Origin of the sequence: Shewanella sp. BJSY2023SW001 (genome assembly GCF_047314685.1) — a bacterium.
Taxonomy (GTDB): Bacteria; Pseudomonadota; Gammaproteobacteria; order Enterobacterales; family Shewanellaceae; genus Shewanella; species Shewanella indica.
Genome location: NZ_JBKORF010000005.1, coordinates 1 through 11,964, shown reverse-complemented (window position 1 = coordinate 11,964; position 11,964 = coordinate 1). Strand labels below are relative to the sequence as shown.

Annotated in this window: 7 protein-coding genes; 5 read left to right on the top strand and 2 right to left on the bottom strand. The window is 55.0% G+C overall.

Annotation, left to right across the window (positions count from 1 at the left end):
* Positions 1 to 45: 45 nt before the first annotated feature.
* The 3 genes from potE to ACMHXH_RS00465 all read left to right on the top strand — a co-directional run bounded on the left by potE (position 46) and on the right by ACMHXH_RS00465 (position 5,580).
* The gene (potE, locus tag ACMHXH_RS00475) at positions 46 to 1,365 is read left to right on the top strand and encodes a putrescine-ornithine antiporter (protein ID WP_039035845.1); all 1,320 of its coding nucleotides are present in this window, start codon (positions 46 to 48) and stop codon (positions 1,363 to 1,365) included.
* Between the two features lie 76 nt (positions 1,366 to 1,441).
* Positions 1,442 to 2,596, top strand: coding sequence for a porin (locus ACMHXH_RS00470; protein WP_234501181.1), 1,155 nt, complete (start codon positions 1,442 to 1,444; stop codon positions 2,594 to 2,596).
* A 275-nt stretch (positions 2,597 to 2,871) separates the two neighbouring features.
* Positions 2,872 to 5,580, top strand: a complete 2,709-nt coding sequence (locus ACMHXH_RS00465; RefSeq protein ID WP_335912668.1) for a DEAD/DEAH box helicase — start codon at positions 2,872 to 2,874, stop codon at positions 5,578 to 5,580.
* A gap of 92 nt (positions 5,581 to 5,672) precedes the next feature.
* On the opposite strand, the gene ACMHXH_RS00460 is transcribed toward ACMHXH_RS00465, so the two are convergent.
* Positions 5,673 to 8,030, bottom strand: coding sequence for a YgiQ family radical SAM protein (locus ACMHXH_RS00460; RefSeq protein WP_335912670.1), 2,358 nt, complete (start codon positions 8,028 to 8,030; stop codon positions 5,673 to 5,675).
* A gap of 175 nt (positions 8,031 to 8,205) precedes the next feature.
* Positions 8,206 to 8,610, bottom strand: coding sequence for an MAPEG family protein (locus ACMHXH_RS00455; RefSeq protein WP_039035849.1), 405 nt, complete (start codon positions 8,608 to 8,610; stop codon positions 8,206 to 8,208).
* Positions 8,611 to 8,825: 215 nt separating this feature from the next.
* Between ACMHXH_RS00455 and ACMHXH_RS00450 the strand changes: the two genes are divergently transcribed.
* Together ACMHXH_RS00450 and ACMHXH_RS00445 are read left to right on the top strand one after the other, a co-directional pair.
* The gene (locus tag ACMHXH_RS00450) at positions 8,826 to 10,046 is read left to right on the top strand and encodes a threonine/serine ThrE exporter family protein (protein WP_039035850.1); all 1,221 of its coding nucleotides are present in this window, start codon (positions 8,826 to 8,828) and stop codon (positions 10,044 to 10,046) included.
* 155 nt (positions 10,047 to 10,201) lie between these two features.
* Complete coding sequence (locus ACMHXH_RS00445; RefSeq protein WP_039035851.1) at positions 10,202 to 11,851, top strand: ShlB/FhaC/HecB family hemolysin secretion/activation protein; 1,650 nt, start codon at positions 10,202 to 10,204, stop codon at positions 11,849 to 11,851.
* Positions 11,852 to 11,964 lie beyond the last annotated feature (113 nt).

Below are 11,964 nucleotides of genomic sequence, written 5' to 3'. Positions count from 1 at the left end.
GGCATGGCGCCCCGCCACCTGGCAACATGACTTAGGTAAATAATTATGAGCAAAGCAAATAATAAAATTGGCGTGGTTCAGTTAACCATACTCACCATAGTGAACATGATGGGCTCAGGTATCATTATGCTGCCAACCCAGCTGGCTCAGGTGGGAACGATTTCAATTCTGTCCTGGTTGGTGACAGCGGCGGGTTCAACGGCATTGGCCTACGCCTTTGCCAAGTGCGGTATGTTCAGCAAAAAATCCGGTGGTATGGGCGGTTATGCCGAGTATGCCTTCGGTCGCAGTGGCAACTTTATGGCCAACTATACCTATGCGGTATCTCTGTTGATCGCCAACGTGGCCATCGCGATTTCCGCTGTGGGTTATGGTGCCGTGCTGTTCGGTGTCGAACTCAGCCCCATAGCCATCTGTCTGTCCACCATAGGTGTGCTCTGGTTGGCCACTGTGGCTAACTTCGGTGGCGCCCGCATCACAGGTCAGGTATCCAGTATCACAGTGTGGGGGATTATCATTCCGGTTATCGGGGTGTCCATCATAGGTTGGTACTGGTTCGACTTAGACCTGTACAAGGCGGCCTGGAACCCCCACGACATGCCATTCTTCAAGGCTCTGGGTGGCTCAATCGCCATGACACTGTGGGCCTTCCTGGGATTGGAATCTGCCTGCGCCAACGCTGAAGCAGTAGAGAACCCAGAGAAAAACGTGCCTATCGCGGTAATGGGCGGCACCATAGGTGCAGCGGTTATCTATATCATCTCTACCAATGTGATCGCCGGTATTGTGCCCAACGGTGAGCTGGCGCTGTCCAATGCACCTTTCGGTCTGGCCTTCGCGCAGATGTTCAACCCCACTATCGGTTCCATTGTCATGGCCTGCGCCATCATCTCTTGTACCGGCTCCCTGCTGGGTTGGCAGTTCACCATCGCCCAGGTGTTCAAGTCATCTGCCGATGAAGGTTTCTTCCCTAAAGCCTTCTCCAAAGTGACCAAGAAAGACGCCCCGGTTGTCGGCATGCTGATCATAGTCTCTATACAAACCGTACTGTCACTGATGACCATCAGCCCCTCACTGAGCAAACAGTTTGAGGCGCTGGTTAACCTGGCCGTGGTCACCAACATCATCCCTTATATCCTTTCCATGGCTGCTCTGGGTGTGATGCAAAAGCAATTGAATATCCCTGTAAAACAAGCCCGAATTGCCAACTTTATGGCCGTAATTGGTGCCCTGTACAGCTTCTATGCCCTCTATAGCTCAGGGGAAACCGCTGTGATGCTGGGGTCTATTGCCACCTTCTTCGGTTGGACCCTGTTCGGCGTCATTTCCAACAAAAATGCCAAACAGCAATTGAAACACGCTTAAGGCGTACGGGCGCGCACTCCCCGGCGTGCGCGCCACCCAAAAGTTAAATCAATAACAATATTGGATGAGGTGGACTATGAACAAGACAATACTGGCGCTGGCAATCCCTGCGCTGCTGCTCTGCGGCTCAGCCCAGGCAATCGAGCTGTACAAGGATGACAGCAACAGCTTTGGCATCAGCGGCTGGCTGGGTTTCGCCGCCTACAATGATGGCCACGAGACCTCAGTGATTGACGACACATCAAGAATACGTTTGAGCTTCGAGCGCAAAGAACGCAATGGCTGGACCGCCTATGCCGTCACCGAATGGGGCATCAACATGGTCACCAGTGATGACAATCTGGTGCTACAGGGCGGCAGACTGGCTGCCGAGAAAACCGATGACTTCCTCAACAACCGCCTGGGTTATGTCGGTCTGTCCCACGATACCTGGGGTAGCCTAACCTTCGGGAAACAGTGGGGCGCCTATTATGACGTGGCCGGGACCACAGACTTACCCAATGTCGTGGCCGGTTATGCCGTCGGTGCTTACACCTTCGGTGATGGTGGTCTGACAGGGACCGGGCGCGCCGATGCCGCATTCCAGTACCGCAATGACTTTGGCCCGCTGCATCTGGCACTGCAATACGCCGCCAAGCAAGATGGTGAGGTCTCGGTACAGGACAGCAACGGCGAACCACTGGCCAACTCTGAACTGGACTTTGATTCCAGCTACGGTGCCAGCCTGACCTACAGCGTCACCGACAAGTTCAAGCTGCTGGCCGGCTTCAACCGTGGTGATATCGACGGCCACCTGGAAGGCACTGAACTCAAGGTGACCAACCAGATAATAGGCTTAGGTGCCATGTATGGTGACTATTATCACTATGCACCCAACCGTGAAGCCAGCGGTTTGTATGTGGGTTTCAACGCCCACAAGAGTGACAACAACGAACTGGTTGGCGGTGAACTTTACGACGCCACCGGCGCCGAGCTGATGGTTGCCTACCAATACGACAACGGCTTTGTGCCCATCGCCATGTTGAGCTACCTGGATCTGGATACAGATCAACACAGCGCCATTCAAGGGAACTGGCGTCGCCAATTTGCCATGCTGGGTCTGCACTACAGATACAGCAGAGACACAGTGATGTTCTTTGAGGCCAAGCTGGACTTCAGCGACATGGATGACCCGGCCGAAGATGCCGCCCAGGACAATAACTTCGCCGTGGGGATCAACTACTTCTTTTAACTGAACTTCTATAGCGGCACACTCCCGCTCCATTGCTGGCAACCTCCTTTTGCCAGGCACGCTCGGCCACCCTGAACCCACTTCCTTCCAGGGTGGTCTTTTTTATTTGCAACAGCCTAAATTACCGCGCGTTCCGACCGGCTCCGACCAAGAATTCCAAGCGACTGACATCATGGCGCACTTCTGGAAAGCTTAAGCCTAAACCGTTAGGATACTTGCCATCCCGCGGCTTCAGTGGACGCAGCCGCGCCACCGCAAAAAAAGTAGCCAAAGTTATGCCCGCCAAACCATTACTCGCTTACTACCAGGATTGCTATAAGGAAGATTGTGTCGATCTTAATCTGTGGCACCTTGGCAAACTAAACCAGGAAGACAGGCTGTTTATTGAGGGCGAGGACTCGCTGCTTTCGGGTTTCCTGCCAAGACAGCCAATCGCCCATGAAGCCGGGGCGCAACTCCTGCCTAGAATCGCCATGTACCAACGCGAGCGCCAACTGCTTTATGTTTCCCATTTTGTGGTCGGCCAATTAAAGGAAGAGGGGCAGACACGCACTGTACTCAGCCCTCTGGTTTTTAAAGATGCCCAGTTGGAAGAGGATAACGGCAGCTTCTATGTTTCCCTCAAAGAGGGGGCACTGCAGATTAACGAACCCTTGCTGCGGCTGTTACTGCCGGAAGACACTATGGAAGCCGGCTTGGATGGGATCTTCGCTCCCGAGCGCCCCGACAGCTGGACCTCGCTGTTGAGCCAGAGCCACCAGAACATAGATGCCCTGGGGCTGCTGGGATTTCCCAAACTGACAGGCTATGACAGCCTCGCCCGCCTGACCCGCAAACGTAAGTTAACTCTGGTGCCGGCATCGGCACTGGTGTTTCTGAAACGCCCCAGCGCCAGCCGCGGTATTCTGCATGAGATCTCTGCCATGATGAATGCGGCCGAACTCTCGGCGCCGCTGCAGAATCTGATGGGAGCACAACTGCCCCCCAAGACCGAAGCCAAGCGCCAGCTCAAAAGCCAGTACCTGCCCTGCCTCCTGTCCCGGGCACAGCAGCAAGTGCTGGAAATAGGCGCCGGCCACAGTCTTGGCTGCGTTGTCGGGCCGCCGGGAACCGGCAAGAGCTATACCATAGCCGCCGTCGCGACCGAGCATATGGCCCGGGGCGAGTCTGTGCTGATCGTCGCCAACAACGAGCATGCACTCGATGTTATCAACGACAAGCTTGAGAGCCAGTTCGGGCTCAAGGACATCAGCTTGCGGGCGGGACAAAAGGCCTTCCTGAAACAGCTTAAGGATTATCTCAGCAATCTGCTGGACGGCTATCATTCCCCTGAGTTTACCCCGCCGAGGCAGTTGGAAAGCCAGCTCAATATATTGAACCGGCAACTGGACAACTCAGAACGCCGGCTGCTGCGATTTTTACGTCGCGCCATTCGCCGCGGTCAAAGGCTGCACAAACTGGAACGCTCACAGCGGCGCTGGTTGTTACAGCTCTATCTTGCTCTGTTTGGCCACAACATGGAGAACCTGAGCCAACATTGGAACACCCTGGATGAGTTGAACGATAGCCTGACAACCAAAGAGGCGCTGGCAGCCAAGTTGCTGCAAAATGTCAAAGCCAGTCGGGTCGCCGATTTGCTGAACAACCACAGACAACAGCTGCAAACTTTCAATCAGGCGATTCGTTCCCGCACCTCACAGCGGCAGTTTGCACTGTTCGATACCTTGGATTACCAGGTGTTGCAGCAGGCATTTCCCATCTGGCTGGTGAGCCTCAATACCCTACACAAGGTATTGCCATTGCAGCGGGAACTATTCGATCTGGTTATCTTCGATGAAGCCAGCCAGAGCAATATCACCAGCGCCTTACCGGCGCTGTTTCGGGCCAAACGGGCACTGGTGGTCGGCGATGGCAAGCAGCTCAGGCATATCTCCTTCCTGTCCCGCAGCAAAGAGCTGGCGTTGCAACAACTGCATGGCGTTTCCACAGCGCAACCCGGCATCTGCAGCTATCGCGATAAATCAATTTTGGATCTGGTGGCCGAGCAGATAGCCTCCCAGCAGCAGGTCGCCTTTCTCGATGAACACTTTCGCAGCGCTCCCGAGCTTATCAGCTTCAGCAACTCGCAGTTTTATCAGCAGCGGCTGCGGATAATGCAGCACAGACCCTGTACCAGCAGCGGCCATCTGCATCTGCACTCAGTGATGGGCGAGCGCAGTGAACAGGGAGTCAACCAGGCTGAAATCAGTGCACTGTGCAACCTGATAAGGCAGCAGATAGACACCTGCGAGCAAGCGGGAATGACCAAGTCGCTGGGAGTGTTATCGCCTTTTAGGGCTCAGGCCGATGCGCTGGCCGATGCTTTGTTCAAACAGTTTTCCGCCACCGAACTGGAAAAGTATCGCCTGCGGGCCGACACCCCCTTTGGTTTTCAGGGGGAGGAGCGCGACATCATGTATCTCTCCTTCGCCGTTGACCCACAGAGCAAGAGAGCCGCGGTATACCTCAACCGTGAAGATGTGTTCAATGTGGCCATCACCCGCGCCCGGGAACAACAGCACCTGTTTGTTTCGGTAGCGGCCCAAGAACTGCCGAGTCATTCCTTACTGCGCCGTTATCTGGAATCCAGCCGTCAATTCAATGCTCGGCACAGGCAAAATGATCACCTTGATAAGTTTCAGCGCCAGCTCTGTGACGCCTTGGCCGGGCACAATATCGAAACCTGGCCAGGCTATGAGCTAGCCGGCACAGAGGTGGATATCCTCTGCCGCTGGCAGGGCGAGTATCTGGCGCTGGATCTCATCGGCTTTCCCGGCCCCTGGATGGACTTTTTTGAACTGGACACATACAAGATACTGCAGCGGGCCAAGGTGCCCATGTTGCCCATCAGCTATGGACTCTGGTTGAAGAATCCCGGTGCCTGTATCGAACGTATTCGCACTAAGCTTGGCCAGGTAAGGACCTTATCCGGCGCAGAGACTTAGGGATAGCCTCTGAGAAGTGTTGGAGGGAGCGCGGCCCCTTGGCTCAGCGCTCCTGCTTTCCATTTTAGTGATAATGGATAGCGCTTGAGTTCTTACTTGGGTTTCTTACCCTGACTTTTGCCCTGATTTTTACCCTGAGCATGGCTTTGTGCATGGCCAAAGACAGGCCTGGCTCCGGGTCTGGCTTTGCCACTGCCGGGCTTGGAGCCTTTAGCTGTTGTCGGTTTGCCTGTTGTGTGGTCGCCGCCCTTGCCTTTTCCGGCCTTGTTACCGCCTTTGGCCCCTTCAGTGGACTTACCCTTTGCGGCTTTGCCGCTGCGCTCTGCAAACTGATTGTCGCTGAAACGGGTGAGTCCCTGGCGGCCCTTGTCGGCCCCCTTGCGGTTATGCTTACCGGCCCAGGCTTCGGCGCGGCCTTCCGGGGGCACCAGATGCTGTGGCCCGGTGCCGATAAGATGCTGTTTCCCCATGGCGATAAGCGCCTCGCGGATCAGCGGCCAACCTGCGCTGTCGTGATAGCGCAGCAAGGCCTTGTGCAGTCGCCGCTGACGCCCCTTCTTGGCCACCGGCACCTGTTCGCTGCTGTGTTTGACGTTTTTCAACGAGTTCAGCTCTGTGTGGTAGATGGTCGTGGCATTAGCCATAGGCGATGGGTAGAAGTTCTGCACCTGATCCAGCTTAAACTTACGCTCTTTGAGCCACAGCGCCAGGTTGAGCATGTCCTCGTCCGTGGTGCCCGGGTGAGCGGAAATAAAATAGGGGATCAGATACTGCTGCTTACCCGCTTCGGCCGAGTATTGGTCGAACAGCTCCTTGAACTTGTCGTAGGTGCCCATACCTGGCTTCATCATCTTGGATAAAGGCCCCTCTTCGGTATGTTCCGGCGCTATCTTGAGATAGCCACCCACATGGTGCTTGGCCAGCTCTTTAACGTAACGCGGATCTTCAATCGCCAGGTCATACCGCACGCCGGAGGCGATCAGCACCTTCTTGATCCCGGGAACATCCCGGGCGGCGCGGTACAGATCTATGGTGTGCTGATGATCTGTGTCCAAATGGCCACAGATGCCGGGAAAGACACAGGATAAGCGCCGACAGGTCTTTTCGGCCTTTTCGCTCTTGCAGCCGAGACGATACATGTTGGCCGTTGGGCCGCCGAGATCGGAAATCACCCCGGTAAAGCCGGGCACTTTCTGCTGTATATCTTTAATTTCTTTGATAATGGATTCTTTCGAGCGGCTCTGGATAATCCGCCCTTCATGCTCGGTTATCGAGCAAAATGAGCAGCCACCGAAACAGCCTCGCATGATATTGATTGAGGTCTTGATCATGTCGTAGGCCGGGATCTTGGCCTTGCCGTAAACCGGGTGTGGCACCCTGGCGTAAGGCAAGTCGAATACCGCATCCATCTCATCTGTGTTGAGCGGCCAGGCCGGTGGGTTGACCCAAACACCACGGTCGCCGTGGGGCTGGAACAGGGCTCTGGCACAACCTGGGTTCTGCTCCTGATGCAAAATCCTCGATGCATGGGCGTACAGGTATCTGTCTTCACTCACCCGCTCGAAGGCCGGCAGCAACACATAGGTCTGCTCCCAGGGTCTTGGCTTGGGTGGCTGCACACTGATGGGCTTGGGAGCATCGTTGTCGAAGATCTTCTTGTCGGATGGCCCGGACAAGTTCTGGCAGCCGACATCATCGGCGCCATAGGGATTGGGGATGGGGTCAATTTTATGCAACTGATCTATCTTGCGCGAGTCCATGCCGCGCCATTCTGGCAGTGGCTCTTTTCGGATAACCGCTGTGCCACGGATATTCTGCATCTGCGCCATGGTTTCACCCTTGGCGAGACGGTGCGCCACTTCCACCAGCGGCCGCTCGGCATTGCCGTAGATCAGGATATCGGCCTTGGCATCAAAAATCACACTGCGGCGCACTTTGTCGGACCAATAGTCATAGTGGGCAATCCGCCGCAGGCTGGCCTCGATACCGCCTATGACCACGGGCACCTCTTTAAAGGCTTCCTTACAGCGTTGGGTATATACAGTCACGGCGCGATCCGGGCGCTTGCCGCCTTCATTGCCTGCGGTATAGGCATCGTCGTGGCGCAGTTTACGATCGGCTGTATAACGGTTGATCATCGAATCCATATTGCCGGCAGTGACCCCGAAAAACAGATTCGGCTTACCCAGGCTCATAAAGGCCTCTTTGCTGGACCAATCCGGCTGCGAGATGATCCCCACTCTGAATCCCTGCGCTTCCAGCAAACGGCCAATCACCGCCATGCCGAAACTGGGGTGATCCACATAGGCATCACCGGTCACCAGGATCACATCACAGCTGTCCCATCCCAGTTGTTCCATCTCCTTACGGGACATGGGCAGAAAGGGGGCCGTGCCGTAACACTCGGCCCAATACTTGGGATACTGAAATAAGCTGGATTCGACTTGCATTTGAGACTGACCATCAGAGGATTCGACACACGGCAGCCACGCTGCCTCAGGGCCGCGGAGTATAACAGGCTAGCCGGGTTAAGTGTGACTGATTTTTCACCAACTGCCGACTATTTGTACCCCTTGCTTGTGCCTGCAAGCCAAGGCCCTACTTAGATTGTGGCTTCTCTCGGGTTCAGAGCAGCAAGCGCCCCACATACTGCCAGAGATTAAACAGCGCCAGCACAAGTATGCTTATCCAGGTGAACAAGGTGCCGAGGAATCGGCCCGGGTGGTAACCGCCCTTACCCTGGGTCAGACCTATGGCATGCAGCAATCTGGCCACCAGCCAAATCGTCCCCAGTAGATGTAACCAAACGCCGGCCATGCCGTTGGCCTCGGCCAGCACCAAAAGCAGCAAGGCTATCGGGGCATTTTCCAGCAGGTTGCCGTGTACCCGGTTGGCCAGATACAGTGCATCGTTACCACCATCGCCCAGGCCTATCTTGTAAGCACGGCGCAGCCCTACCACCCGGTAGGCCAAAACCAAGACCAAAAGCCCCGTCAGAGCGGCATAAAAACCCGATATAAACAATGACATAATTTCAAACTCTCCTTTTTAACCTTCTCTATTCAGCCCCTATTGGCCCCACAAAATCCAGGTGCGCACACCAACCTTAACGCAACAAGCTTGCACTTAGGCTCACATAAAGGAAATAATTTTTAAAATGTCATTAACCGGATTCACTACCCTTGCTGTAGAATCCGCGCGGGCCAAAAGCCGTCCATCCAATCAAGGGCACAGTGGGAAACCGAGTGGATAATCAAGAATTCATTGAAAAGCGCCGTTTTATCATCAAGTTGGGTAAGGCTCTGCATAAGTTCGGCACCCCGGCTTATCGGCTCGAAACCCACTTGCAGACAGTGGCCAAGACGCTCGGCATCGAAGGCTATTTTCTGATCTCCCCCACTTCGATGACCTTTGTGCTGCAGCACGACACAGATCAGGAATACAACCATGTTGCCAGGGTCAAACCCGGCGAGCTGGATCTGGGGTCGCTGGCCCGCACCGACGCCCTGGTGCAGGAACTGAGCCTGGGGCAACGCAGCCTGAGTGAAGCGCTGGAACGGCTGGATGAGATAGCCAACAAGCCCAATCCCTATGGCCCAATGTTAACCCTGGGCGCCTTTGGCACCTCGGCCGCCGCCTTTGCCATGCTGATGGGCAGCAGCTGGAATGATGTGTTCTGGTCGGCCTTGATAGGCATGCTGGTCTATGGCTTGGTATTCAGCGCCGAGCGCTCGCGAAGGATGGCCGAACTGCTGGAACCCCTGGCCGCCATGCTGGCCGGTTTTGCCGCCTGTGGCCTGGCGCAACTGGATGCCGGGCTGAATATCCCTGTGGTGGTGCTGTCGGGGATTATCGTCTTTATTCCCGGCCTGGCACTGACCCTGGGCCTGGCCGAACTGGCGGCAAGGGATCTTATGTCAGGCACCATGAGGATCATGGATGCGGTAATGCTGCTGTTCAAGCTCTACTTCGGTGCCGTACTCGGCGTGGCAATAGGCAATGCCCTGTTCGGAGAATCCCTCTATATCGAACCCATACCACTGCCTCGCTGGGCCATCTGGTCGGCGGTGCCCATCCTCTCCATGGCGCTGGTATTTATCTTCAAGGCCAGGCTCAAAGATGCCCCCTGGGGCGTACTGGCGGGTATTGTGGCCTTCTTCTCTGCCATGTTCGGCGGCCTCTATCTGGGGGATTCTCTGGGGATCTTCTTCGGCGCCCTGGCCGTGGGTATTTACGCCAACCTGTTTGCCCGCTGGATGAAGGCACCGGCCTCCATCGCCCTGCTGCAAGGGATAGTCATCCTGGTACCTGGCTCCAAGACCTATATCGGCCTCAATGTGCTTATCTCGGGTGAAACCATGTTGAACCAGTCGCATCTGGGGTCGCAGATCTTTCTGATATTCATGTCGCTGATCGCCGGGCTCATCTTCTCCAACGTGGTGGTGCCGCCGAGAAATACTCTCTAAATGCAGCTGCCGTGGGCATTAGCGCCGGGGAAAGATAGTTTATTACAAGCTAAATCATTACTTTATTTCGCCAGCCTTCTTGACTAACCGCCTATTCGGTTGTGTTATTGAAGTGTGAATATCAGCCCGATATTCACTACCGAGAGGGGCAGTCTATGGCAATAAGCCGCAGTGTCTTGCTTCTGGCAACCCTGTTTGCCAGCCTCTCCGTTTTGGCCGAAACCGGCACCGCAGGCAATGGCACCACCTCGTCTTCCCAAGGCCAAAATCCACTCCCTGAGCGGTTCAAGGTTGGCAATATTGTGGTGGTCAGCAACCCGATTTTCGACGAGTCAGCCAAGAATGCCATCTTCCTGCACAATTGGGCCAACACCTTGCATATCAATACCCGGGAATCGGTGATCCTCAATCGCCTCAGTATTCAGGAAGGGCAGGAAGTGACCCCAAGGCAGTTGGAAGAAGCGCAGCGAATTCTCAGGCGTGAGCCCTATCTCAGAGACGCCAAGATCTCTGTGGTCAAGGCCGACCCCAGCGCCGATCAACAGCCTGATGGTGAAACCTTGCTGGTAGAAACCTGGGATCAATGGTCGCTGCTGCCCACCATCAGCCTGGGACGCAGCGGCGGCAACAACAGCTTCTCTGTCGGGTTGAAAGACGACAATATTCTGGGTCTGGGGATCCGCACCCGTTTGAAGTACCAATCCGACGAGGACAGAACCGGCTACAAGGTGGCATTCGAAATGCCGCTGAACATAATCAAAAACGCCACTGTAGCGGCCAACTTCTATGACAACAGCGATGGTCAGGCCAAACAGCTGTATTTTGACAAGCCTTTCTATACCCTTGACGACACCCGCGCCTACGGCGCCGAGTATCTGGATGAAGACAGAATCGACACCATTCGCCAAAACGGCCTCGACATCAACGAATTCAATGAAGAGCTCCGCTATCGCAACCTCTACTGGGGCTTTATGTTCGCCAAAGAAAACCAGAGCCGGCAAAGATTACGCCTTGGAGTTACTCAGGATAAGCACAGCTTTTACGCCCTGCCTCAATACCCGCAGCAGCCCTTGCCTCAGGACAGAGACTTTCTCTACCCCTGGGTAGAATGGGAATACTTGCAGGATGATTTTCGGGTACTGACCAATATTCACCTGGTCAACTATAACGAAGACTTCAACCTCGGCTGGCATCACAGCGTTAAATTGGGGCTGGAAACCAAAGACAGTGATAGCCTGGGTTATCACCTCAACTGGCGCAGCAGTCGCGGCTATTTTGAAGGCAAGGAGCTGCTGTTGCTGGCATTTGGCGGTGAAGCCACCCTGGCCACCCGGCAACGGGACTTTTATCAAGTGAATGTTGCCGCCGAGTATTTCTATAAGTTCACCCCCAAGTGGACCGCCTACTCCAAGGTGCGGCTATCCAACTCCAACAACAACTATATCGACCGTCCCTTTGCGCTGGGGGATGAAACCGGCATTCGCGGTTATCCCAACGACTACCAGCACGGTGATAATCAATGGCTGCTGACCGGCGAAATCCGCTATTACCCCAATATCAACCTCTACCAACTGGCAGAATTGGGCTGGGCCGCCTTTATCGATGTCGGTCAGGCCTTTGGTGGTGCCATGGCCAATGACAACGAAGTCTCAGGCCCCATAGGCTCAGTCGGTATAGGTGCCAGAGTCTACTCTTCCCGCTCCAGTTATGGTCATGTCGCCCACATAGATTTCAGCGTGCCCTTTACCCGGGGCGATGAAGTGGACGGCTGGGAATGGCGCTTTCAAGTGAAGCAGAGTTTCTAGGCTGACTTTGCCCACCTCAGGGTAGTGTTCATAAATCTGTGTCATTTGAGTAATATACACCCAAAAGGATATTCAAATGACCAAACCTACATTCGACATGGAAGCCGCCATTG